Genomic DNA, 25,144 nt, shown 5'->3' with positions numbered 1-25,144 from the left:
TATTCATTTTTATCTCCCAAATATCTTTCTTCCCACTTTGTGAAATTATTAACTATTATATAGATGCATTTAATATGTTTAGACTTCACCTTTTCGCGTAATCCCTCTCTTCTATTACTTCCAAAATAAAGAAAAAGCCATATTACACATATGGCCTGGAAGTATATTTACCCTGCTCTTATAATCATCAATGAAATGCTCTCCAGAATGATCCTTCTGTATTAATAATGCTCATGATCTGACTAAACGGAATCGTAAAGGTCGGGAATCCCGCAGCATATGGCGCGATATCATAAGGGTTGAAATACAGATGTAGTGCATCTGCCGTCACAAAAAAAGGCTGGTCCGCACTTATTCCAGTGTACGTATCTGGAAAAACATACGAATACTGCGGATCATTTTTGATCTGGTCCCCTACAATTTGGCTTAATACCTTCACATAATCACTGTCCTGCTTAAACAGATCCTTCAATTCATAGAGCTGACCGTCGGTTAGATTAATAATGGCATACACCATCGTTGGCATCCCATGTGCAGCTCCTGCTGGATAGTTATAACCCGTCAACTGGAGTTGGAGCAATTGCTTCTGATAGAAAGTTATATCAAAATCACCGGTATAAGTATAGTCCAGTTGTTGATCTGCAGGAATCGGTTTTACTTGGGAAAGTTCTTTCAGCTTAGCATTAAGCTTACCCTGCTCTATCTGATTGGCTAATCCGTCAACCTGCGGATAATAAACGAGATAATCCCGGTTGGGTTTATACTTCTCTTCACGCACCTGATAAGGCGGATGTAGCGGTACGATCGTATTCTGTTGCCAAATCATACGTCCAGCCCGGTCCACATAGGATAAACGTTGATCCACAAACACTTTAATCAGATCCGGCGCCACCACTTCCATCGATCCTGCCCCTGTTACACGAGGATATCCTGGAGCCGGTCTACCGCTCAAATCCAGAAGATACGTCTGATTTCCGTCTGATGCAGATGCAAGACCATGTTTGTAATTTTCCACATTACGATAGAAAAACTCCGTTAGTATTCTTCCATTCAATTCAGCGATTGCATACAACGAGCCGATGTAAGGTTGTTCTGCATCAATGGCTTTCCCGAGTGCGTACCTGTTCTCCCCAAGCTCCCGAATATCGTTATAAGCCGGTTGAATCACAAATGATCCCTGCATATTAATGACACCATAGTTCGATTTGTAATCCTCTGCAGTATTAACAATAGCCTGCCCATCGTTAAAAGCAAATGCAGAAGTAAACTTAGGCTGAATACGAATGTTACCCCGTTCATCGATGTACCCATATTTTCCAGAGGATTCTTTTTGAAAAGCAAGCAAACCATCCCCTAGCGGCCCTACATAGGCATATGGGTAAGTCGCTAATCGATTTCCGTTCCGATCAATAAGGGCGTATTCCTGATCCTTAATCTGTACAACGGCTTTACCCTGCTGAAAATCATTTGCTGAAGCAAATTGCGCTTGGATCACTTCATTTCCTGAAGCATCCAGGTATCCATACAAGCTAGATGATCCATTCGTCTGATTCGGATTTTCATTATAAAACATCGCTCTGCCTTCATGCATATCTGCGATAAACGGATAAGTTCGTTTGGTGAGCACGGTACCTTGCTCATTGATCATTTTAAACCCTTGAGAATCAATGGCCATGGCCCGCTCTTCGGAAAAAGAATTAATGGAATCATACACAGGCTGAACCACATACTGCCCTTGAAGATTGATGACACCGGCACGACCGTTCTTAACGACGACTGCCAATCCGTTAGGCTGAAACGCCTGAGCGTCTTCTAGCACCGGCTCTAGACGGATATGTCCCTGTGCATCCATATAACCCCAGCGCGTCCCGCTTGTTGTTCGAACAGAGACGGGATATAACCACGTTGTCACTCTGGCATGTGTGCCTGCCGTTGCAGTCATCGCCTGCTTTATTTTATTCTCTAGTTCAAGCAAGTTCTCTCTTGAAGGATACGCTTCCGGAAAACGCAGCGCTTCCTGAACCGAAATGAGTGCCACGGGATAGGAGCCGGCATAAAACTGGGCATCCGCAAGATAATACCAATAGAATACATAATCGGGATACTGCTTCGTTAACTGCTCATAATATTTCACGACTTTAGGAAAATAGGCTCGGTATACATCTGTTGCTGGAACCCACTGATTCTGCTGCCACCGAATAATCTCCACTCGATAAGCTTCACCAGTGTCATGAATCCAGAGCGCTATTTCTACCTTTCCATCTCGCCCGTGAACGCCAGGTATATCCACAATCTCAGCGTAGCTGTAATACAAATCGTCTGGGGCAATGTCCGTAAGACCGGATTCGGTCCACTCATATACAGCGAGTTTTGACCAAATGGCTCCAATCTGCCAGCCTACGATTAGATTATTTCTTGCCGTTGAAGTTACAGGCGCTGCTGTCAGTAACGTAACGCCATAACCTAATCCTTTTGTCAAAGCCATTTTAATCCAATGCCCTTGAACGAATTTTAATATAAGCAGATACAATTCACTATTCAACTGATACACTGTAGAAATCTCAGGCATTCCATCACCTGTAAGATCAGCCGCATACACTGCCGGATGTTGAATTGGCTTATCTATCGTAATGACCGTTGCCCCCGCCGGAATATGTTGATTTACAATTTGCAGTAATAGCGGTTCACTCATCGACATCTCCGCTTCCTCCCTTATGACCGCATTCGCCTAATGGTATGCAACATAACTCGGGATATGACATGAAAATGTATTGTGACACCTCTACTTCATCCTATTACTCTTCTAAATTCACCTTCTGTCCATTGATTACAAGATTGCTTACATCTTCTACGCGAATGGTTTTAGAAGATATCCATTTGACCAGATCATTGTGCAATTGAATAAAACCGGTTAAAGCAGACATTTTTGTGCCGTCCTTCAGCTGCAATTCGATTTTCAAGTCCTCCATACGAATCATGCCTAAGGCCTCGCCTGTTAACGTAATACCGATTGGTGAAAGAGTTGCTTCCACTTGTGTGCCTGAATTCTTACCCAGGTTTACATGTCCACGTTTACTTTTGTTAAGCTGGTTCAGGTTAAAGCTCGTTTCCCACTTACCTTGAATAACTTCACCGATATTTGTAAAACTGCCTCGTAGCTTAAGCTTATTTAGTGCTTTAACTGATGAAATATCATATATATACTCGATATAATCTCCACCATAACCTACGCCATCTTTCATATAATAACCGTAGCTGATGGAGTTTTCAGGAATATCGAGCCTATGACCTTGTTCATCTATGAAATAGAAAAATCCATGATTATATCCACCCACCTCATTATCCGGATTAATCTGCACATGCAGCTTTCCATTAACGAAGCCGATATTAGATATATACATCCAGTTCACACCCTGAATGGCAATGTTCGTTTGATCCTTTCGCAGTACTTGGAACGAATCTTTATCCATTTCATTTGCAATTTCACCACCAAGTCCGCTGATTTGATCTGAATTCAACATTTCGTAACTGTTTTTCTCTTTTTGTTGTAACAATGATTTCCAGTCCACAGGGACGGAATAGCCATCCTTCCTAGCCGCTCCCGACATCAAAGTATTTATGCGGACAGTCATCCGATTGGTACTAACTTTACCCTGGGTTACAAATCGAACAATTGCTGTTTTGGCGGCTCTATCATAATAAATAATTTGAGCATTACTTGCTTTTCCTCCAGTTAATCTGTAATCATACACATCGAGATTCTCGTCAATACGGTTACTTATCAGATCGGATACAGAAACATAAACTTCGGTTGTATCCCCATCTCTAACTGCCCCGATAACCTCCACATGTATTCCTTGATCTTCACTCTCCTGATGAACTGGCTGGAGAATAGCAATTCGATCTACTCCCAAAAAATGAAGAACTGAAGTCAGGTCAAGAATCCCGATCGCGGCAGCTGCACCAGTAAATATACATAGAGATAACGCTACGGTCACAGGAATATAAATGAATTTACGATATCTTCTCCGATTGCTTATACTTCTTTGTGTTTGTTTAAGTCCGCTAAACGATGATTCAGATAGAACATTCGGCTCTAATTCAGCCTTCGTTATTTTGTCATAAAACCGTCTCTTAATATTGGATAGGTGTTGCTCGTTGAATTGATTTTTGGATTTCCCCATAGGATCACCTCCTTTTTTACTTCCTATTGTTCCACCATGTTTTCAAACGTTGTCTGGAACGATACAGTTTGTTATGGACTTGTCTGACATGCAACGACAGATCTTCTGAAATTTCATGTGGCTTTTGACCATTATAAAAACGACGTTTCATGATCTCGCGTTCAGGTTCCGGGAAAGAATGAATCATTTGATCAAGCTCTATATCATTCTCTTTGCGAATAAGCTGTAGTAAAACATCTTCCGTTTCTATTGAATGAATGTGCTCTTCATATGTAATCTCGGATCTTCGATTTATTTTCCGGTAACGATCAATCGCTTTGTGTTTTACAATTGTCGCAAGATAATTTTTTAGGCTGCTTCGCTCTGTTTGGAACGCCTCTGGATGCTGCCAGAATGTGAAGAAAGTATCTGCTACACATTCTTCGATCTCTTCATTGGAAACATGTTGGAGAATAGAATGTGCAATCGTCCACAACAATCCTGCGTATTGATTCATCACCCATTCCATAGCCTCAGGATTGCGATTCACTATGGCCTTCCTGATCTGTTCTTCCTTCACAATTACATCTGCCTCCTTTCCATGTTCATCCCCTGTGACTGCAACGTTATTTCGTAAACATGAGCTTCCTACATATATTCGTTGATCAAATCACTTTTACTCACATTCAACAACAAAAAAATCGCAGGGGCTCAGCCACCTGCAATTTTTTTAGATTATTTCTATCGAATTAGGACTACAACCAGCCCAAGAATTACTTCATACCATACCTTAGTACAGACTTAACACTGTTCATCGCTCTCTAAATCAGCCATAACGTTAAACAAGTTAACTAGAGAGATCAAGTTTGTGATTGTACACTAAGCTGAACATATTGACTCAGACGACAATATTGATCCAAGAGCCGTTCATCTTGTGCTTCGCCTAGTGCCACTTTGCGCCCTGCCTCTAGAACACCACTGATCAATTCATGCAGGAAGTGCATCTGCAATCGCTGCGCGTTGGCATCCAGTTGCTCAAGCAGTTGCGTATCTCGAATCGAAAATTGAGATAACCCCCGAAGAAGTAGTTCTTCAGACCAATCGGATAACTGCTGTATCAATCCACTATCTTCTTCCAAAACGTCCCATCCTTCCACTACTGGAATCCAGCTTCAAGCTTAGCAACGTCTGGCCCTTTAGAAAACTGATTGGACTAATACGTTTCGTTTCTATTCGAACAAATGCATAAAAATGTTCAAGTTTTTGAGAACCAAATCCTGATTCGAGTCTGTTAATCATAGATTGCCAATCCGATGAGTATGGAAGTGTGAGAGGCAACCGTGCCCCTTCAATATTCTCCACCATAAGGATCAGATCCTGCGTTTGTTTGTTGAAACTATGCTCTGTAATACGGGCAACCTCAATTAATGCCAACCGTTCTTTTGGTTCAGTGAATAGATCAATAGAATCGGGCTCCCGTTCAAGTGCTGCAGGTATGTCTAGCAGGTACTCTCCAAAATGAACCTCAGTCACTCCGGTTCGTGGTAAAATAGTCAGTTTCGCTCCATCACCTGAAGAAATTCGTCGTTCTTCATTCACTTTAACCGACTGAAACTGAACTTCTTCTCCCGTAAATTGACTAAATGTCAAACTTGGCAACCAGGGGGTAAACGATGCATAATGCTCCGCATACGAGAATTGTTGATCCTCGTAATACACCGCACGTACATCACTGTACGTATAGATCTGCCCATCATCAAAGCAATAGAAATAATACGTAATTCCGCGAAATCCTGACCGAGTCTCCCAAGAATCTGCGCCTAGCCCATAGAGATGCAGTGAAGGTACGGTAAAGTACTTACTTCGGAAACTGCCAACCAGCTGACTTTGTTGCCTAACAGGGATTTCGCCTTGTTCAAGCACTTCTAGCGCGAGATACAGCTTACTTATACGATCCAGCATCGTCTGCATGGAGAAACGTACATGACGTTTGAAAAAAAGCTGGAGCTCTCCCTGAATGCCGCGTAAACTACGTTCAATCTCTGGAAGGTTACCACTATGTGCAGCAATGGCCAGCGTCTCCAGCTGCGCATTATATGACTGAGGTAGTCTGGCAAGCCCTGTCCTAAGCATGCCTGCCAACATTTTGCGGCACTCCTTAATCGTTTGAAGCGAGAACTTGGGCTCATATGCGCGGACACTCAAAGCATCCGTATCATCCACCCCATGATACATACGGTATCTCAGCAAAGCTTCAAGCTTGGCCATTTTTCCCGCGGTCTGCTTTAACTTGCATAAAGCTTTGGTCAGCTGAGGTTCTTCTGTGAAGGAAACCTCTATATTCTGACTTTTTAAAAGTACAGTGAGCAGTGTGTCTTCCATGATTTGAATGTCTTCGGGATAACGTAAACGAAAAACGATCTCTTCAACCATCGTCGAAGAATATGATTTCAGGATGGGAGTAAGATCGGCTTCAAGCATCCAGCGAAAACGGACATTCCCCTCCGGCGCATGAGACTGCAAATCGTAATCCAGCCTTTCTGACTCGTTAACCTGATGAAACTTATCCTGCGTCTGAAGTTCGTATTCTTTAATAGTGTCAGGATATGCAAAATCAGCAGAAGATGGTATTACATCCAAGGCTGACGGGGAAGATGCAGGAATGTCTGCTGAAGGCTTGGCAACTTGCACAACTTCCACAATATCCTCGCCCATAGCACTGTTTTCAGTTATCTGCTGACGCTGGTCATATAGAATCGCAATCAATACATGCTTGCAGATATTCTCCGAGGGACAGGAACACTGCCATTCATCCAGCGTAGCATATAGGGTACACTCGATACCCTCACTTAGCTGACAGCTCACTGAAGCTGTATTCCAGGTGTACTGTACTTGTACACCTTGATCCAGCTCTTTAAGCGCCCTTTTATATAGCCCCTTGTTCGCATAACGAATGAGATAATCCTCTGTGCACAATTTTGAAAAGTGCCTAAACTTCTGCTTGAATTCACTGAAATCGTTCATAACCACCAAATCAACGCCCCGTTGCTCTCAAAATATCATAGAGAGTCTCACTGAATACTCGGCCTGAAATTTGGCCCAAAGGAATGGATTTGTTATCTGCATAATAATAGTGCTGTCTCTTGCCATTTGGTTTGAAGAAATGTAACGATTCCAGCGTCACGTCGTCCATCCCTTCATAATACGTAATACTTGTACCGCTGAACCGAAGTTCGGCAACAATCTCACCGTACTCTTTGTAAAACTCGTTGAACCAGCCGCCATCTTGCGCAGGACCTTTAATCCATCCGTATTTCTCCAATGCTTTCGGAAGAGCTGTTGGTGAAAATTCCTCTTCTGGAAGACCATCATATTCAGTCTTGGTCCGATCTTCATCCTCAATTAAATGGATTTGACGTTTCAATTGTTCGAACGGCTGCTTGACCTCATAATCCTCAAGCTGAGTAGTCCAGCCTTCTAGCGTATCCTGGTCCAGTTCAAGCGGATGTACAAGACCCACCTGAGCTCCTGATGGCAGATCCGTTTCATCCTCGTCCACCGTATTAAATGTACCGTCCTCCATATAACGGAATGTATGGATTAACTCACCCTGCTCATAAATGCCCCAGATTAATCCAACGGCAAATTTCTGCATGATGACATTGTCTACAAATAGGGAAGTCCATTCCTCAGCTGTCCATAAACGCTGTTTGGATAAAGACTCTTCCAAGCGTGCAGTCTGGATCGTAACCATCGTTTTCAGATCCTTCTTCAACTGGGTAAAACGTGCCTTGGATTCTGCCGCGAGCTCAGGATCATCCTTTTGTGCCGGAGCAGGCAAACTTTTGACCGCTTTACCTGTTTCTTCGTTTACGACCACAACCTGTAGATCGGCATTAACTTTGACCTGGAAGAACCGTTCACCGTAACTAAGCTGTAACGTGCCTTTTTCATCAAAACCGAGGGAAGTGACTAGACGATCTTCAAGTTGCTCTGCAGTCAATCCCATATTTTCTGCTGCAAGTTGCAAAGCCTCTTCGGCTGCGCCTTTTACCTGACGGTTCTTGACACTGCGTTTAACCTTATCAATCGCCATGAGTGCGGCAGGTTCTTTTAGAAATGCGAGTACTTTCACTGCCTCGGCTGCTATAGCCCCACGGCTATTCTCTGTCCATTCCTTAATCTGTGGGGTCAATATATGAACAATTTGAAGATCGCCGAACAGTGCGGAAACATACATGATCCACTTTTCTTTCGCAGGTGCACCATCCTGAATCCATAGCTGTAACAGTTCCTTTGAAAAACGAATAAGTGAAGCTTCGCTTACATATTCTCGCAATTCATTTAACCGCTCATTCGGGCCAGACCCATGATCAATCGATTGCAGTAATACATATTGTTTGATCCGATCATCCAGAGGCTGACCGTCCGCTGAACGGATTAAAGCTGGCAGTTCCTTGAGAGGTAACCAGCTGATGCGGGACATCTTCTTGGCATCGGCCAAGTCAGCAAGTGCTGCGTGTGCATATTCAGGACTTAACTCAGCTGTATCAAGCAGAATTTGAATCAGGTTTTTCCATTCGGTGGCTTTCTCATTTTGCAAGAGTTCAGTATATAATTCCTTACTGTTATCCAGACTGCGGATCGCCGTTAGCGCCATTTCTTTAATCGAAGCCTTTTTCTCCGCACGGTAGATCATCATATACAGTTCTTGATCCGGAACCCGATTGAACTCGGCCAAAGCAATACTGCTCGCCCGTTTAGAAGCATCCTGTAAACCTGCCTGAATAGCTGCTACCAATTGTTGCTTAGGCAGGGTAGCTCTCTGCTCAAATGCAACCTCAAGCGTTAAAAGACGTGTATCCGTTGGCAGTTTTTTATACTGCTTCAATGCGTACTGCAGGTTTTGCTGTAAAATACGGCGATACTCATCCTGCGGCATCGATTGATACGTATAATCCGTCATACCATTCAGCGAAATCAGACTAGTCAGCAGTTGTTCTCGTTTCACCTGAGGATCGTCACCATACGTATTCAAAATCTGCTCACCACTAAAAGCATAAGAATGATACATGTCCGAAACAATATCCAGCGTCCATTCCGGATGAGTTAGCAAAATCGCAAAGCGGTGCATTGGCTCCGAATCAATTGGCAGGAAGCTGATACTAATGAGATTGTTAATCCGCTTCCGGTCCCGATTGACATGATTAAACAATCCACGGCTGTCCTTGTCTTCCCAATACTCTTCAAGAGTGTACTCACCACTTAAATATCTCGCAATGGCAAGACCTTGTCTCCCACCTTCGAGCGGTTGACGCAACACGCGGAATACAGCCTCTTCAATTGTGTTTTCCGGTTGAATTCCATTGATATCTTGATCTAACATCATTTTATGAAGACATAACTTCAGGAATGGTGCTCTGACAATCTCATATGCTCGTTTGGCGTGCTCCGGCTGATTGGCAATTGCCGCCTTGATTATAATCCAAGACACGCGGTACGAATTCAATTCGAGTTGCATCATTTCAATCAATTGATAGGGCTCGTTCAGAGGAATCAGCCCGGACAGCAGATCATCTTCACTTCTTGAACGAGGGTTCATACTAAGTAAATACTTACGAACCTCCATCGGATACAATTCATGGAGGTGATGAATGACTTCGAGTAGTACCTTGCCAACATCACTAACGTTATCCAGAAAGCGTTGCTTTCCTCCATTGATATTCGTCAGATACAAGACTGCACTGCTCAATAAAACCATCGTCTGATGGAATTCGGCATGGGAAACATGATGTTTCGCGGAATAAGTGATTTCTGGATAATGCTTGGCAATCAATTCGCTACGTTTCTGTTTCAGGAATTCCTCTTCCAGCAACTGTGACGAACTGTTTTGTTTGCCTTGAACGTTGCCTGCAACCAAAGGTTGAATCAAGCGGTATAGCTCTTGATGAAGCTTTGCCGCATCGTTAGACATAATATGCTGGAACAACTCGGGCAGGACGGAACTCATATCCTCGATCTCTTGTTTATTCGCAAACTCCACATCCGGTTGCACACACAAATGAACAAGCATCATGGCATCAATCACATCTCTGAAATTACCCTGACTATCTGCTTTTTTGGAATCGAATAGCCATTGTGCTCGCTTCACGCGCCTCTTAAGCTCAGAGAGAATTTCTTCTTCACCCGCATATTGCTTCATTTTCTTCAAACGAGATAACAAGGTTCCCATCCGATCCGAACTTTTGCTTTTCCCATTTAATCCGTAAGCCTCCGAATCATCACCGAGACAAGCTGTGAATGCGTTAACCCCCCAAGGGCTTCTACGGAAATAATTCGATTCCAAATGCATGGCAATAGCTCCGGCACGAAAAAAGATATCTCCATCATCTTTTTTTCCAAGCTTGGACAGAGCTTCTACCGTTCGATAAACATAATGACTCGCTTTACCCATCATCTCAGGGAACTTTTCGGTTGCACCCATGACGTAATCGATAATTTCGGAGCTGCGATCTGTTTTGAGCGAGTAGTCATCTGAACAAATGGAAGCGAACTTTTCAACCAAACTCTCTACTGCACGGTCTGCGGTAAGCATGATTTTATTCCTCCTAAAAGTATGTTTAAGTGATAATTTCGCCGATCCATTCGGCAAGTTCATTAGGTGTAATCGCTGCTACATGTGCCCCCATATTGGCTAAAGTCTGTGCAGCATGTTTGTTGTACACCGAATCTCCGTTAAAATCGAGAGCGGTAAGCACAAGCAACTTGCATCCCGCATCGATAATATCCTTACAAGCTTGATACATCTGATTAATCGGGTAACCTTCCTCCAGATCACTCACCAAAATGTAGATCGTTTTTCCAGGATTCTCAATCAGCGTCTCCCCATAACGTAGCGCTTTGGCGATATGGGTTCCTCCACCGAGTTGCACATTCATCAATACATCTACGGGGTCCTCAAGTCGGTCGCTCAGGTCCACAACTTTGGTATCAAAGATGAACAGCTTTGTGCGTAATGCGTTCAAACGATAGAAAATACTCGCCATGACCGAACTGTAAATCACCGAATCCATCATACTACCGCTTTCATCTACACCGATAATGATGTTCCACTTATTGTGTTGCTCTAAATTCCCGTCAAAATAAAGTCGATCGATCACAAACCTTCGTTTGTGTTTATCATAATTTTTAAGATTACGAGTAATCGTTCGTTTAAAGTTCAGGTTGCGCAGGGATCGCACCGAACTGGATGCGTACCGACTGCGTTTCCCCATAATACTGGCCCGAGTATGAGACTCCAGCTTCCTGCGCAGATCCTCAACCACTGTGCGTACAATATCTTTTGCACTCCGCAGTACATCACCCTTCATTCGCCCTTTGAACTGCATGATGTTTTTGAGCAGGTTCATATTAGGCTCAAGGGACTCCAGCAGTTTTTTATCGGTTAAGAGCTCCGTCAGTCCATAACGATCAAGTGCCTGCTTCTCCAAAATTTCGACCGTTGATTTGGGAAAAAGATCTCTGACCTTGTGTAACCAATTGGGTACGGTAAGCTCGGATGAACCACGTCCACCCTCTTTTCGGTAACCTTGTTCTTCACCGTATTCACGGTTATAGAGGTACCCCAGAATCTCGTCCAATTCAACATACTGAAATTCACCCGTTTTATATTGATCCGATTCACAAAGACCTTCCTCTGCAGATTCCCCCAAAATCAGGCGCCAACGGTTCAAAGTTTCTACAGCACTTCGTTCTTCCGAGGAAGACAACTCTGGCAACATTTCGTCCTGGCCGCGACGGGCATTATTTATATTAACTTCCATGCAGCAAACTCCTTTCGAAGCGCCTCGTCCTGCGTTCTGTAACGAATAAGTAGTTGCTCGTCCAGCGCAGGCATCAACATTTCATCCGACCTCACTTGGTGCAGATTGGCCACACGCTCGGCAATCAGATTTGTTTCCATTGGCGTAAAATAAGTGAAAGCCAGACGTAGTTCTGGAATCATAGCAATAAAATCATCATAGGATAACTGCTCAATTAACCCGTTTAGCTCTTGTAACAGCTGGTCCTCATATAGAAATGCATCTCGAGCCACGGTAAACACACCTTGTAAAAATAAAGCCGTTTGACGCGTCTGTTCCGGCGTTCCCCGGATATACCCGCGGGCACGCTCCACGATCTCTTCTCTAGATCGATCACCAAGTCCCGAAGCAATAGCGATACAGACCCCTTCGAGCTGAGCTGGAAGCTTCGAATCCGACAAGAGCTCGTGCAAATGGTTTCGAAATGCCGTATCCTGGAATTGCTCTTCGGCAGACTCGGCCAGCATTGCAAGTAGCTTTATTCCCTGAATAATACCTTCATGCTCGTCCGCATTCGTTCGCGAAAGCTGTTGCAGCTTGTCCACCGCGTTACGGTAAGCTTCAGATACTAACTCAGGAAGATGAGGGTCATCCGATAATCCTAGTAGCCGTCGATGCTGATGAATCCGATTCAAAATCGTTAAGCTGTTACATAGTGACAGAAAATGTCCATCTCTCCGCAGAGCATCACGAACCTTGGTGTACAGCTGCATTGCTGTCTCCTGAAGTCCCATTAACAGTGCCTGAAGCATTTTTTGAGCAAGTTCACCGCTGTGATGATCAGGTATATCTCGCATCTGCTCTTCCATCTTTCGAGTAGCTGCTGTGGCAAGTGTTCCGCCATATAAAGAATTTTCAATAAGCCGCGCTTCAATTCGTGAGGAATACATGTATTCCCACGTTTCACGAACCAGATTCATATCACGCTGCGCGATCCAATCCGGTCCCGCCTGTCGCTTCGCGAACTCGGGAACAAGATAAGAGATGCATTGAAACAACTGGCTAATCAAACGATGTTCCGGCTTGGCATACAGATCAAGTACCTTTTTGTGTTGACCCGTTGTTCGAATCTGAAGTTTGAATTCTGTGCATCGCGCTTTAAAATCCTCAATGATTGGAATATGAAAAGCATTAGGTGCAACGCTCCCGATGGCGTCTCCGGTCAACAGAAGTTGCAGTTCCTGAAGCGGCTTGTCGGTGGCAAGTGTAAGCTCTCCTTTGACAAATGAAGAGAGGGCCGCGTCCATCAGCTCGTACACTCCGCCTTCCTGCTTGCCTCGAAGCTCCGCCAGACCTTGAATCATACTATATGCCTCAATGGCATCACTCGTGGAAACATGTTCTTCCCGTTCTCGCAGCTTGCGCATCAATCTGGATAACACGTTCAGTGTAGTTACACGGTAAGGAGAACGTGAAGTATGGAGCAGTTGATCCCAGATTTGATCGTAAAAATACACATAAGGCATACCGCTGGCATAGCCATTCAATCGATCAGCTTCGGCAAATGTATACACCATCGGATACACCTGTTCTTGAACATTTCCTGAATCAGATGTATCGTGCTGAGTCGAATTGCCCTTGGTTTCCTTTTCCTGAAAAGTAGAATTCACTAACCCAAAAGTATGAAAACCTCCCGTAATTACAAGCACACGCTGATACTGCTCTTCAGCTTCCTTGATTCGTTTCGCCATATGGGCTTCTCTCACCAGGTCACCACTCGTCATCAGCCTCTCCGGGGTGTAACACATTCGGGATAATGTACAATACGTGAAAACATCCTGCACAAAGGCAGAGGTGGGTTTCTGTAGTCCCCCGATCTCAAACACCTTTTCCCATAGTTCATCAAAACTGCGGCAGTTTGTTTTCTCACATAAACGGTTAATAAAATCTGAACTGGCTAGCAGTGTTTCGTCCTGAACGGAGATTTCTTTCTGTTTTGTTTGCGAAGGACTCTCCGTGTTTCTGGATACATGCCGATAATCCAAATCTATAAATTGTGCCGAAATGCCAAGCCGGCGGGCTTCCTTCAACGCAACATATTCGGGTGAATACCGGAGCATCGGATAATAACAGGCTTCTCTTCCATATTCATCTTCGTAAGTATAATAGAGACTGACCGGAGGCAAGGTCGCTTCATCCGTTAGTACAGGTATCAGGGGATTACCGCTTTCTGGCCCTTCAATCAAAATGATATCGGGTTTGTAATCTCCGATGACATGCAACAGATGATGAGAACAAGCTGGACTATGATGTCGTATTGGAAAATAAACCGTTCGATTATTTAAGTTATATACACTCGTATTGAATAAGGATTGAAGCTGATTGAAATCCGTAACATCCGATAAACCAACAACGTCGGCGGGCTCTACTTGGTCTAACCGATCCATTTTCTTTCCTCATAATAATTTTTCCAAATCTCCTCTTCGGCAGAGCGAGCTTTGACAATTTTGGAAAAATAGTTTTTGAGAATGCCTAGGTCCTTGTCGCTTTCCTTTGCAATGGTTCCCAGCATGTTTTGTACCAACCGATCCAGCGCAATAGATTTCCCCTCATAATAGTACGATGTCATTGCGCTCTGCACATATACCGACACGGCTTCTGCAGTACTCATGGACGCTTGAGGTGTATCGAGCTTGTACCCTTCACGTGACATGCCTGTTCGCAGCTCCATAAATGTAGTTGCCAGCAACTCCACCACGTCGGTTTGAATTTCGGTATCAATTCCACTATGTAATAACAGGTTTCTCGCCTGAGATTCAATGATTTTGGCTTCCATCTTCACATTCTGGATCGGTCTGATCGTTTCAAAATTAAAACGTCGCTTCAGTGCGCCGCTCATCTCATTTACACCTTTATCCCGAATGTTTGCCGTAGCAATGACGTTGAATCCCGGTTTGGCAAAAAGCACACCCCCATCAAGTTCTGGAATGCTCATGACTTTATCACTCAAAATACTAATTAAGCTGTCCTGTGCTTCAGCCGGACAACGTGTAATTTCCTCAAATCGCGTTAAAATCCCTTTTTTCATGCCGTTATATAACGGGGAAGGCACTAGAGCTGCTTCAGAAGGCCCTTTGTCCAAAAGCATCGCATAATTCCAGGAATACTTGATCATATCCTCCGTTGTTCCAGCCGTACCTTGTATGGTATTCAGACTGGTACCCGAGATCGCTGCCGTAAGCAACTCACTGAGCATAGTTTTTGCTGTACCGGGCTCACCGACAAGCATCAACCCGCGATTTCCTGCAAGGGTAACAACTGCACGTTCAATCAACACATCATTCCCGTAGAATTTACGTGTAATGGTGATCTTCTCTCCATCCAGCAACGCTGGCTTATCTCGACCAATAATAAAATCCCGCACATTAGCTGGAGATAATAACCAGTTGGGCGGACGATGACCCTGATCCTCCTGTTGTAACGCCCTTAACTCAGCCTCGTATAATGTCTCCGCAGGCGGTTTAAGCATCTCTATCATCAAGATGACTCCTCTCAAATAAACAGATCGTATGTTCCTATTCACATCATTTTATCACAGCCGTAAGTTATTAAGTCTGAAAACGGGCAAAAATGGTTGAAACGTCCTTCTTACCTGCACTTTTGACTAAGTCCAAGGACTTACATCACCGCACAAATGTGAATCCTCTCTCCCGGTCTACCTCTAGAATAGAGCAATTTCTCATTCTATCCTTTGGAATATCGCTTAGGCATATAGTTCTACCTATCAACACTAACGGCCGGACTTCAGAGATAGGGCACTACAATCTTATAAACAATCCAACATCTCTTCTAATCACTGCATAAAAAGAAAAGAATGCAAAACACAGAACTGTGCTTCCTGTGTTTCATCCACCCGCATAATTGGCGGCATATTGTCGCTCACTTCACGCACTCAACTGGCTACAGCCATAAACAAAAAGCCGCTAGATTAGCGACTATATGAAAACATATATCCTGTTATGTAGACACTACATTCTCCGTCCGCACGAAGACGAGTACAGCTCGTACCATTCATACCGTGTGAGTTCAACCTGAGCCGCATCACGACAAGCGAGAATCCGCTCTGGACGAATCGAACCAATCACCGGCTGAATTCCGGCTGGATGTTTCATTAACCAAGCTAGTACAATGGCTTCACTCGTGACACCACGCTCTTTAGCAATACGAGCCACCAGTTCTGCCGTTGCTTCAATCTCGGGTCGTTGTCCTTCAATCGCCCTGCCTGTAAATCTTCCCTGTGCGAGAGGACCCCAAGCTTGCAACTGAATGAGCTCTGCCTGGCAGTACTCCATCGTACCGTATGGGAAAACATTTTCTTTCGCCTGCGCACGGTTCACGGTTACGCCAGCCTCTACAAAACCGATTTTATCAAGGCTCATCTCCAGTTGATTCACGATGAATGGCATACGACTGTGCATCTGAAGCAAACGGATCTGTTCAGAACCCATATTAGACACGCCGAAGTTTCTTACTTTTCCAGCCTGATGAAGTTTAGCCAGCGCTTCTCCGATCTCCTGCGGATGGGCAAGTGGGTCGGGACGATGCAGCAGCAAAATATCCAGATACTCCGTGCCGAGCCGGGATAAAATCCCGTCAACACTCTTTATAATATGTGCCCCTGATGTGTCATAACGCTGTGGCCCCTCATCATCCCCTACCAGCCGAATTCCGCATTTAGATTGAATAATGATCTGTTCCCGAAGTCCGTTCCTTTCAGATAAGATCCGCCCAAATACATGCTCCGCTTTCCCACGTGTATAAATGTCCGCCAGGTCAAAATGATTAATGCCAATCTCCAGTGCGGCTTCTACCGCTTGACGGCCTCCGACCACCAAATCCTCAGTAATGGGGGCTCCATCCCAATCTCCTCCAAAGCGCATACACCCCAGAACAATAGGACTCGCGGGAATTTGATGATCATGTAAAGGCAACTGTCTATATGACATTTCCGTACACCCCTCATTTTTTTATTTTTGAAAACGTATTATTGACTTCCTATCTTGTCTTCTTGAGTCCAACACGATATTCCTGCATCGCTCACATTTTTATCATGGAAAAACAAGGTTTCGAACCTTTACATATGGAATAATTACAAAGTGACATATCTTATTGCTAAGGAGAGGAGATTACACATTTGAATCCAAATGAATCTAATGAGACGAATGAGAGCAACGAGACCTCCAGCCCAGATTTTTTCACAGCATCATTTACTCAAAATCCTTATCCGGTATATGGAAAATTAAGAAAAGATGACCCCATCTTTAAAGTCATGTTTCCGAGTGGAGAGTTTGGCTGGATCATTTCTCGATATGAGGATGCTGTTCAGATTTTGAAAGATTCTCGCTTCAGCAAAGACATAGTCAAACGATACGGGACAGAGGGCAAGAGTATTTTTTCAAAAAATATGCTGTTCTCCGATCCACCTGATCACCGTCGTTTGCGGGGGTTGGTACAAAAAGCTTTCACTCCCAAACTTGTCGCAGATATGAGAAGTCATATCCAGAGCATTGCCGATGATCTGCTTGACAAGTTGCCTTCGCAAGCAACGATGAATCTCATCGATGACTTTGCTTTTCCGCTGCCTATTATTGTGATTAGTGAAATTCTCGGCGTGCCGCTTGAGGATCGTGATCAATTCCGCATGTGGTCCAACACCGTTATTGAGGCTTCCACCGGCAAGAATGAAGAACTATTCCAACAACATGAACGGGAGTTCATCGAATATTTGACCGATTGGTTCGCCAAAGTACGTCGAGAACCTGGCCAGGACCTGATTAGCCAGCTAGTCATTGCCGAAGAATCCGGGGAGCAATTGACCGAAAAAGAATTGCTTGGTGTGGTCTCACTACTTATTATTGCTGGACATGAAACCACTGTAAATCTTATTGGAAACGGTATTCTGGCCCTGCTTGAGCATCCGGAACAACGAGATTTGTTAATTCGGGAGCCTGAACTGATCCATCAAGCCATTGAAGAGATGCTGAGATATAACGGACCAGTTGAGTTCAGCACCTCACGCTGGGCTTCAGAGGATATGGAGTTTCGTGGGCAGCAGATTACCAAAGGTGAACTTGTGGTTGTGGCGCTGGATTCAGCGAATCGTGATGAAGAGCAATTCAAAGATCCGGATGTATTCGATATCACACGTGAGAAAAGTGCGCACCTCGCTTTTGGCAAAGGTATTCATCTCTGTCTCGGTGCACCGCTGGCCCGACTTGAAGGTGAAATTGCCGTGAGTACGCTGATCAATCGCTTTCCTAACATGAAGTTACAAAAAGATGTGGATACACTGGAATGGAGACCGGGCATGGTCGTTCGCGGCGTCAAGGAAATTCCGGTTCTACTGAAATGAGCAGTTTCTTATTCGTGGTATTCCTGTTGATTATTCCAATTCTCTGGTCCAAACTCGGCAATCTGCAACGTCAGGTAGATGAGCTGAAATCAGAGGTAGAGCTACTTCAAAACGGTTCGTCTCTCGATGCAAATCGTTTTGCCATGAACGCTTCTTCTGTCCAAAATGCTTCATCCTCCTCTTCATATACAGGCACAGACTCTTTTCCTCAGAGCGGATTCGATATCAATACGGAGTTGGATCAGGAATTGCTTGCAATGGTACGGGGTGGAAACAAAATTCAAGCCATTAAAAAACTTCGTGAAGCCCGCAGCCTTTCTTTAAAAGAAGCGAAAGATTATGTTGAAGCATTAGATCGAAAGGAACACAATTGACCAAAGCGATCTATTATATGAGGGTTTGATTATACTAAACATCGTGAACTAAAAACACTGAATTGTATCGCCCTCAAAATGAAAGAGGAACTGAGCGGATTAACGCATACAGTTCCTCTTTTGAGTACTCTTTTTCATGGCGCCCTGACTTCTTACTGAGCAGTTACCGCACCATCGATCGGATATACAGCTCCGTTGATGTACGGTGCATCGTTTCCGAGCAGGAAAGAAACCAGATTAGCGATTTCTTCCGGCTTACCGAGACGTCCGGATGGAATGCTATCTACTGTAGCTTGGAAAACCTCCGGATTATCTTTACCGAATTGAACAACCATCGGTGTCTCAATCGTCCCTGGAGCAATCGCGTTCACGCGAATGTTCTCCTTGCCATATTCAATCGCTGCTGTACGCGTCAAACCAACAACACCATGTTTGGTCGCCGCATACGGAGCAACTGCCGGAACACCCACAATTCCAGCGGTAGAAGCTGTATTCACAATGGAACCTCCACCCGTTTTGAGCATTTCGGTAATGACATATTTTAATCCGTAAAATACGCTTCTCAAATTAATATCAATAATCTGGTCAAATTGCTCAATGGTATGTTCGATTAATTTGATCCCTGGGCCGGCAATTCCCGCATTGTTGAAAAACATATCAATCCGGCCAAACTCTTCAATCGTCTTTTTCACATAATTCTCTACCTCAGCAGCTTTACTTACATCGGCCTGAACAAAAATTGCCCTGCTACCCAGCTGTTCAATCTGCTTCACCGTTTCAAGACCTGTCTTTTCCACCAAATCTACGACAACGATGGAAGCTCCTTGCTCTGCTAGTTTCAGTGCTGCGGCTTGACCTAATCCACTTCCTGCTCCCGTAATGATGGCTACTTTTCCTGCGTGACTCATGATGATCTCCTCCGATTACGTGTCATTTGTGATTGTACCTATTCATTCCTCGGCCTTATATGGATGAGCTATGTAGGTCAGCAAGGAAATAACTCCTTCCTGACTTTACCTATTTTAATAAACAATTGAATTAAAAACAAACCAAATCATAACTACCCATATTATTTTACTTACCGAAGCAAGTTCGTTTTCGCCAGCTCAATTAATTCATCGCCACGGCCATTCAGAACGGCTTTCATCATCCATAACGTGAATCCTTCCGCTTGTTTTATATTAATTTTCGGTGGCAGGGACAGCTCCTGGCGATTCACAACAGCGTCGATCAATACCGGACCATTGTGTTGCAACGCACGCTCGATGGCTCCCTCAAGCTCGGCAGGATCTTCTACGCGTATGCCTTCAATGCCCATTGCTTGTGCCACCATGGCGAAGTTTGGATTCACAAGCTCTGTCCCCGATTCGAGGAAACCAGCTGCTTTCATCTCCAGCTCTACAAAGCTGAGTGCGCCATTGTTAAACACAACCACTTTGACTGGAAGGTTATGTTGCTTCAGCGTGAGCAGATCTCCCATAAGCATTGCTAATCCCCCATCTCCGGACAACGAGATGACCTGCCTTCCAGGATCAGCAACCTGAGCACCAATGGCCTGAGGCAGTGCATTGGCCATCGTTCCGTGATTGAATGAACCAAGCAATCTGCGGTTACGGCTCATCTGAATATAACGTGCTGCCCACACCGTGGGTGTACCTACATCACAAGTGAAGATTGCATTTTCCGCAGCGGCATCACTGATCACTTTGGTCAAGTATTGCGGATGAATAGGCTTTTTGCCTGGTTTTCCCACCGCAAGCTCGTCCAAATCCTCCCTTACTTTCGTATAATGCTTCACGCTTTTACGCAGATGTTTGTCACTATGTTCAACCGTGAGGTATGGAAGCAACGCTTCAATCGTCGCCTTAATATCACCGCACACTCCGTAATCCAGTTTAGTTCGCCGCCCTAAATGCGAGGTTTGAATATCCACTTGCAGTACAGTTGCATCTTCCGGATAGAACTGACGATAAGGGAAGTCAGTCCCGAGCATAAGGAGCACGTCACAGTCCATCATGGCATGGTATCCCGAAGAATATCCGATTAAGCCTGTCAGCCCTACTGAATAAGGATTGTCGTATTCTAAGTACTCTTTCCCTCGAAGTGCAATAACCATAGGGGATTTCAATCGATCACAAAGCTCTAGCAGTGGTTCACGAGCCCCCGCACATCCTGCCCCGCATAGAAGTGTAATTTTTTTGTCCTGATTCAAGTACTCCGCCAGCTTGGCGAGTTCGGGTTCAGAAGGATGTACAACCGGATGTGGCGCATGGTATACATGCTCAGGAACAGGCAAATCAGCCGCTTCAAGTCCAGCAACATCGCCCGGAAGCACAATGACTGACACACCGGAACGAGCTACTGCTGTCTGCATCGCCATTGTGAGCGAACGAGGCATCTGCTTGGCTGTCGTGATCACTTCACAATAATGGCTGCATTCCTGAAACAAATACTCTGGATGAGTCGCCTGAAAATATTCACTGCCAATCTCGTCACTTGGAATGTGAGCAGCAATGGCCAGAACCGGCACACGGTTTCGATGGCAATCATAGAGTCCGTTAATAAGATGCATATTCCCAGGCCCGCTACTACCTGCACATACGGCAATGCTCCCACTTACTTGGGCATCTGCACCCGCTGCAAAAGCCGCTACTTCTTCATGTCTTACATGAATCCATTCAATTTTGCCCGACTTGCGGATGGAGTCGAGGACCGCATTCAACGAGTCTCCAACAATGCCGTATATCCGGTGAATTCCCGCATTTAATAAGGCTTCGACAAGGACGTCTGCTATCGTTTTTTTCATAATGCGTAGTCACTCCTTTATAACGTTATCTTGATTAGGTTTCCATCCCTTGAATATACCTATTCTTATACCCCAATATTTTGAAAAACGAATCAATAGCATATGTCACTACAAGTATATAAGCACAATCTGCGTTAGCATCTGGAGAAAACTCAAAAAATCCGTTTACCTTGAAGGCAAACGGATTTTTTAAGTTTTTCACACGATATCTACTCCTGAGAGCATAATTAATCAAATAGCTGGCATAACATTTCCACCGCTTACAGGGATATACGCTCCAGTGATAAAAGAAGACAAATCAGATGCCAGGAAAGCAACGACGTTTGCAATCTCCTGGTCTTCTCCTCTGCGTCTCAATGGTACAGATCGAGTATAAGCCTCATCATGTCCTGGTTCGTTTGTTCGATCGCGTTCACTAATTGTCCACCCCGGAGCTACTTGGTTAACTGTAATCTGATATTCGCCAACTTCCTTCGCTAACACACGATATACACCGTCCATTCCGCGTTTTCCAGCGGTGTAGGCTGATTGATGGGCAAAATTTTGCATCGCGCATTCAGTATTAATCCCAATGAAGCGACCGGACCTCATTTCCTGCATTTGGGGAATGAAAGCTTTGGCAAGATATACACTCTGCATGACACATGATTCGAACTGGCTCAAGTAATCCTCTGGTGCTTGCTCCAGAACGGAAGTCCATTCGTATTGAATGACTGCATTCGCAACGACGATATCCACATTACCCAGCGTATTTTGGATGGCATCTCGTATCCAAAATGCGGTAGCCTGTTTAGTCATGTCACCTTGTACGATAACGGCCTGACAACCCAGTGCTTCGATCTCGTCCTTCAGTTCTTTGGCCTTCATTTCGTTGTTTATGTAGTGCAGTGCCAGATTCGCGCCACAAGTTGCGAGTGTACGAGCAATCACTCTTCCCAATTGCCCCGTAGCCCCCGTAACTAATGCCGTTTTGCCCGTTAAATCCAATTTCATGACCTGGGTCACCTCCTTATCCGTTCTACTCTAAAACGATTTCGAAAAGTGAATTTTGGAATACTCGTGACGCCTGCATTTTCGGATATCAAGACTTTCCTTTGGAGGTTTTTCTTGATCCTCAGTCCATTTTCAACGTTACTTTTAGATCTCTATTCACTCATTGTGTTTCATAAAATCAATTTCCTGAAAACGGCTGACTTCCTTCTCCCAGCGCTCAGCAACATACTGACGGTGTACGGGATGGTCATTATAAGCGTCATAAGCAGCCTGATCTGCAAACTCCATAGAAAACCCGTAATCAAACTCATTTTTTGCACTCACTTGGCGTAGGACCTGGAAATGTTCAACACCTGGAATTTCCGCAAGCGCTTCCTTACTTTCGTTCAAAAAAACTTCGGACTCCGCTGTATCTTTACCTGCATAAAGTGTAAATGTCACCATATGTGTAATTCTGCTCATCTCTGTTTCCTCCTCCACTATGTTCAGACTCTGTACTCTAGTTTACAACTGAATGCGCTGAAAGCGCAATATTTGGTTGAATTGAACCAAATATTGCGCTTTCATGCAAGAAACTAAGAAAACACAACCAAAAACAAAAACCCCCGGAATAACATTCCAGGGGTTGCTCCTCATCTATAAGTGAACTAGTTTTTGAGGTTGTATTTGCGGTTGAACTTGTCAACACGTCCACCGATATCCACGTTTCTTTGTTTACCAGTGAAGAACGGGTGGGATGCAGAGCTAGTATCTACACGGATAACAGGGTAAGTGTTACCGTCTTCCCATTCCATTGTTTCATTCGAGAACTTCGTGGAAGAAGCCAGGAATTTGAAGTCAGCACTTGCATCGTAGAAAATAACGAGCTGTGTTTTAGGATGGATGTCAACTTTTGGCATAATCTATTTACACTCCTTTAATATGGGTACTTCCTAGAATCAAACTAAATTTTATTATACTCTTTTTTTGCACGAAGTACCAGCAAGAATTGACGAAAAGACAAAAAAATTATAATCCATGCGAGTGGGTATCTAAATCCATCATTACGCCGGGCCTTTTTCCAGTACATGCAATATGTACTCGAGCGCCTCGAGTTCGTCCCTTCCTCTCGTCTGTAATCGAACCATACTGCCGTTTCGAAGCGGAAGTAATGCCATGCCTAGCAGGCTCTTTACATCTACACGATGTTCATGATCAGCCTCCGTATAAGACAATGATATGTCCGAAGCAAAACGTGACGCTTGAGAGGATACCGACAGTAACTCATCCCGATGAAAATCCGCGTGAATCATAAATTCATGTGTTCTCACAACTTTCAATTCCTTTCGCCAAAATATGAGTAACTGTAATCATGTGTTTTCATTTATATATTAAAATCAACATGAATTATACCATGTGCTGGCAGGTTGTCCATGCCTTTCATGCGGAAAAAACAAAAAAATTACGACTACTCCCGTTACAATTAAAAAAAGGTCCTGTACACATATGTGTACAGAACCCACACTCTTTTCTTATTACATACCGTTCGGGTAAACCATCACTTTAAGACTACCGCTTTTGTTATGCAGCGCCCTCTCCATTGCCTGTTGTGTCTCTTCAAGGGGGTATCGATCGGTGATCAAAGACATCACATCATGCTGTCCCGAACTTAAAAAGGCTACCCCCGCAGGATACGTATTGGCATAACGGAATATGCCATAGATATCGACTTCATTGTCGGCAATAAACGGGACATTGATTGCAATCTCATCCTGGGCGGGCAATCCAACAATGGCCAGCTTACCACCTCTGCGAAGAGAATATAGCGCCGACTGCAGTGCTTTGGGATTACCTGCCGTCTCCCAGGCTGTATCCACTCCGATGCCCTCGGTAATTTCCCGAATCACAGCAAGCGCATCCTCATGACGCACATTGATGGTGTGCGTTGCTCCCATCCGGCGTGCGGCCTCAAGCCGGACTTCCTCTAGATCCGTGACAATGATGGCCTCTACTCCGAAGGATTTCGCTGCCGCAACAGCCATCAGTCCGACGGGGCCCATGCCCATAATAGCCAGTGTCGTTCCTGGAGCCAGTTTACTCCTGCGAGCGGCATGAATACCAACGGAAAACGGTTCATTCATGGCTGCTTCCTCAAAGGTCAGGTGATCCGGGATTGGAAATACCATATCCTCTCGTATGACCATGTACTGCACGAATGCTCCATCGACCGGAGGGGTTGCCAGGAATTGAACTTCAGGACACAGATTGTAACGTCCTTCCTTACAAGCTGTACAGCGTCCGCAAGTCACTCCAGGTTCAATGGCAACTCGCTCCCCCACCTTCACTCGGGCAACGTCTGCACCAACCGCAACGATAATCCCCGCACATTCATGGCCAAGAATAATCGGTTTCTCCACAACAAATCTGCCAATGCGACCATGCTCAAAATAGTGTACATCAGATCCACAAACGCCTACGGCCATTACCTTAATAAGCACTTCATTGGATGAAGGTCTGGGAACAGGTTGATCCTCAATGATAATATGTCCAGGCTTTGTCATGACGGCAGCCTTCATCGTTACGGGCAGTTCGTGTTCACTCATACGCATTCTCCT

19 protein-coding genes are annotated in these 25,144 nt (G+C 44.5%); 2 read left to right on the top strand and 17 right to left on the bottom strand.

Annotated features, from left to right (window positions below; genetic code table 11):
• Nucleotides 1–187: 187 nt before the first annotated feature.
• The 10 genes from J2T16_RS02275 to J2T16_RS02230 all read right to left on the bottom strand — a co-directional run bounded on the left by J2T16_RS02275 (nucleotide 188) and on the right by J2T16_RS02230 (nucleotide 16,971).
• Nucleotides 188–2,698: a WG repeat-containing protein gene (locus J2T16_RS02275; RefSeq protein ID WP_221789551.1), complete on the bottom strand. Its 2,511-nt coding sequence runs from the start codon at nucleotides 2,696–2,698 to the stop codon at nucleotides 188–190.
• 97 nt (nucleotides 2,699–2,795) lie between these two features.
• Nucleotides 2,796–4,184 (bottom strand): hypothetical protein, encoded by a 1,389-nt coding sequence (locus J2T16_RS02270; protein ID WP_154959259.1) that lies wholly within the window; start codon nucleotides 4,182–4,184, stop codon nucleotides 2,796–2,798.
• A 16-nt stretch (nucleotides 4,185–4,200) separates the two neighbouring features.
• Nucleotides 4,201–4,743 carry a sigma-70 family RNA polymerase sigma factor gene (locus tag J2T16_RS02265; RefSeq protein WP_154891848.1) on the bottom strand — a complete coding sequence of 181 codons (543 nt, stop codon included), beginning with the start codon at nucleotides 4,741–4,743 and terminating at the stop codon, nucleotides 4,201–4,203.
• 280 nt (nucleotides 4,744–5,023) lie between these two features.
• A complete protein-coding gene (locus J2T16_RS02260; RefSeq protein WP_154959260.1) occupies nucleotides 5,024–5,302 on the bottom strand; it encodes a hypothetical protein in 279 nt (92 codons plus the stop codon).
• Nucleotides 5,289–7,187: a hypothetical protein gene (locus J2T16_RS02255; protein ID WP_499017697.1), complete on the bottom strand. Its 1,899-nt coding sequence runs from the start codon at nucleotides 7,185–7,187 to the stop codon at nucleotides 5,289–5,291. Before J2T16_RS02255 ends, J2T16_RS02260 begins: the two co-directional genes overlap by 14 nt.
• A gap of 10 nt (nucleotides 7,188–7,197) precedes the next feature.
• On the bottom strand, nucleotides 7,198–10,758 hold the full coding sequence (locus J2T16_RS02250; protein WP_499017696.1) for a DUF4132 domain-containing protein: 3,561 nt from the start codon (nucleotides 10,756–10,758) through the stop codon (nucleotides 7,198–7,200).
• Nucleotides 10,759–10,783: 25 nt separating this feature from the next.
• The gene (locus J2T16_RS02245) at nucleotides 10,784–11,944 is read right to left on the bottom strand and encodes a VWA domain-containing protein (RefSeq protein ID WP_167375640.1); all 1,161 of its coding nucleotides are present in this window, start codon (nucleotides 11,942–11,944) and stop codon (nucleotides 10,784–10,786) included.
• A gap of 26 nt (nucleotides 11,945–11,970) precedes the next feature.
• Entirely contained in the window at nucleotides 11,971–14,412 is a 2,442-nt protein-coding gene (locus J2T16_RS02240; RefSeq protein ID WP_499017695.1) for a DUF5682 family protein, read from the bottom strand.
• Nucleotides 14,400–15,500 carry an ATP-binding protein gene (locus J2T16_RS02235; RefSeq protein WP_499017893.1) on the bottom strand — a complete coding sequence of 367 codons (1,101 nt, stop codon included), beginning with the start codon at nucleotides 15,498–15,500 and terminating at the stop codon, nucleotides 14,400–14,402. The genes J2T16_RS02240 and J2T16_RS02235 overlap by 13 nt, the downstream gene beginning before the upstream one ends.
• A gap of 493 nt (nucleotides 15,501–15,993) precedes the next feature.
• On the bottom strand, nucleotides 15,994–16,971 hold the full coding sequence (locus J2T16_RS02230) for an aldo/keto reductase (RefSeq protein ID WP_499017694.1): 978 nt from the start codon (nucleotides 16,969–16,971) through the stop codon (nucleotides 15,994–15,996).
• 188 nt (nucleotides 16,972–17,159) lie between these two features.
• Here J2T16_RS02230 and J2T16_RS02225 point away from each other — a divergent pair, with 188 nt between their 5' ends.
• Nucleotides 17,160–18,377, top strand: a complete 1,218-nt coding sequence (locus J2T16_RS02225; protein ID WP_499017693.1) for a cytochrome P450 family protein — start codon at nucleotides 17,160–17,162, stop codon at nucleotides 18,375–18,377.
• A 26-nt stretch (nucleotides 18,378–18,403) separates the two neighbouring features.
• Nucleotides 18,404–18,751 (top strand): ribosomal protein L7/L12, encoded by a 348-nt coding sequence (locus J2T16_RS02220; protein ID WP_499017692.1) that lies wholly within the window; start codon nucleotides 18,404–18,406, stop codon nucleotides 18,749–18,751.
• A gap of 152 nt (nucleotides 18,752–18,903) precedes the next feature.
• Here the strand turns inward: J2T16_RS02220 and J2T16_RS02215 are convergent, their stop codons facing one another.
• The 7 genes from J2T16_RS02215 to J2T16_RS02185 all read right to left on the bottom strand — a co-directional run bounded on the left by J2T16_RS02215 (nucleotide 18,904) and on the right by J2T16_RS02185 (nucleotide 25,138).
• On the bottom strand, nucleotides 18,904–19,659 hold the full coding sequence (locus tag J2T16_RS02215) for an SDR family NAD(P)-dependent oxidoreductase (protein WP_090916407.1): 756 nt from the start codon (nucleotides 19,657–19,659) through the stop codon (nucleotides 18,904–18,906).
• Nucleotides 19,660–19,829: 170 nt separating this feature from the next.
• Nucleotides 19,830–21,557 carry a ubiquinone-dependent pyruvate dehydrogenase gene (gene poxB / locus J2T16_RS02210; protein ID WP_499017691.1) on the bottom strand — a complete coding sequence of 576 codons (1,728 nt, stop codon included), beginning with the start codon at nucleotides 21,555–21,557 and terminating at the stop codon, nucleotides 19,830–19,832.
• A gap of 231 nt (nucleotides 21,558–21,788) precedes the next feature.
• Nucleotides 21,789–22,550, bottom strand: a complete 762-nt coding sequence (locus J2T16_RS02205; RefSeq protein ID WP_221789527.1) for an SDR family NAD(P)-dependent oxidoreductase — start codon at nucleotides 22,548–22,550, stop codon at nucleotides 21,789–21,791.
• A 156-nt stretch (nucleotides 22,551–22,706) separates the two neighbouring features.
• Nucleotides 22,707–23,012: a Dabb family protein gene (locus tag J2T16_RS02200; protein WP_154959271.1), complete on the bottom strand. Its 306-nt coding sequence runs from the start codon at nucleotides 23,010–23,012 to the stop codon at nucleotides 22,707–22,709.
• 185 nt (nucleotides 23,013–23,197) lie between these two features.
• Nucleotides 23,198–23,449 carry a type B 50S ribosomal protein L31 gene (locus J2T16_RS02195; protein ID WP_090916418.1) on the bottom strand — a complete coding sequence of 84 codons (252 nt, stop codon included), beginning with the start codon at nucleotides 23,447–23,449 and terminating at the stop codon, nucleotides 23,198–23,200.
• A gap of 144 nt (nucleotides 23,450–23,593) precedes the next feature.
• Nucleotides 23,594–23,860: an HPr family phosphocarrier protein gene (locus J2T16_RS02190; protein WP_244159217.1), complete on the bottom strand. Its 267-nt coding sequence runs from the start codon at nucleotides 23,858–23,860 to the stop codon at nucleotides 23,594–23,596.
• 204 nt (nucleotides 23,861–24,064) lie between these two features.
• A complete protein-coding gene (locus J2T16_RS02185) occupies nucleotides 24,065–25,138 on the bottom strand; it encodes an NAD(P)-dependent alcohol dehydrogenase (RefSeq protein ID WP_261769638.1) in 1,074 nt (357 codons plus the stop codon).
• Between the last annotated feature and the right edge of the window lie 6 nt (nucleotides 25,139–25,144).

It is taken from the genome of Paenibacillus intestini, assembly GCF_030803945.1.
GTDB classification, from domain to species: Bacteria; Bacillota; Bacilli; order Paenibacillales; family Paenibacillaceae; genus Paenibacillus; species Paenibacillus polysaccharolyticus.
This window is presented reverse-complemented; position numbering and strand designations above follow the sequence as displayed.

What these genes read in the sequence shown, in the direction of transcription:
- J2T16_RS02275 (WP_221789551.1), bottom strand. Translation starts at nt 2,698, where the DNA reads ATGTCGATGAGTGAACCGCTATTACTGCAAATTGTAAATCAACATATT.
- J2T16_RS02270 (WP_154959259.1), bottom strand. Translation starts at nt 4,184, where the DNA reads ATGGGGAAATCCAAAAATCAATTCAACGAGCAACACCTATCCAATATT.
- J2T16_RS02255 (WP_499017697.1), bottom strand. Translation starts at nt 7,187, where the DNA reads ATGAACGATTTCAGTGAATTCAAGCAGAAGTTTAGGCACTTTTCAAAA.
- J2T16_RS02250 (WP_499017696.1), bottom strand. Translation starts at nt 10,758, where the DNA reads ATGCTTACCGCAGACCGTGCAGTAGAGAGTTTGGTTGAAAAGTTCGCT.
- J2T16_RS02245 (WP_167375640.1), bottom strand. Translation starts at nt 11,944, where the DNA reads ATGTTGCCAGAGTTGTCTTCCTCGGAAGAACGAAGTGCTGTAGAAACT.
- J2T16_RS02240 (WP_499017695.1), bottom strand. Translation starts at nt 14,412, where the DNA reads ATGGATCGGTTAGACCAAGTAGAGCCCGCCGACGTTGTTGGTTTATCG.
- J2T16_RS02230 (WP_499017694.1), bottom strand. Translation starts at nt 16,971, where the DNA reads ATGTCATATAGACAGTTGCCTTTACATGATCATCAAATTCCCGCGAGT.
- J2T16_RS02215 (WP_090916407.1), bottom strand. Translation starts at nt 19,659, where the DNA reads ATGAGTCACGCAGGAAAAGTAGCCATCATTACGGGAGCAGGAAGTGGA.
- poxB (WP_499017691.1), bottom strand. Translation starts at nt 21,557, where the DNA reads ATGAAAAAAACGATAGCAGACGTCCTTGTCGAAGCCTTATTAAATGCG.
- J2T16_RS02205 (WP_221789527.1), bottom strand. Translation starts at nt 22,550, where the DNA reads ATGAAATTGGATTTAACGGGCAAAACGGCATTAGTTACGGGGGCTACG.
- J2T16_RS02200 (WP_154959271.1), bottom strand. Translation starts at nt 23,012, where the DNA reads ATGAGCAGAATTACACATATGGTGACATTTACACTTTATGCAGGTAAA.
- J2T16_RS02195 (WP_090916418.1), bottom strand. Translation starts at nt 23,449, where the DNA reads ATGCCAAAAGTTGACATCCATCCTAAAACACAGCTCGTTATTTTCTAC.
- J2T16_RS02185 (WP_261769638.1), bottom strand. Translation starts at nt 25,138, where the DNA reads ATGCGTATGAGTGAACACGAACTGCCCGTAACGATGAAGGCTGCCGTC.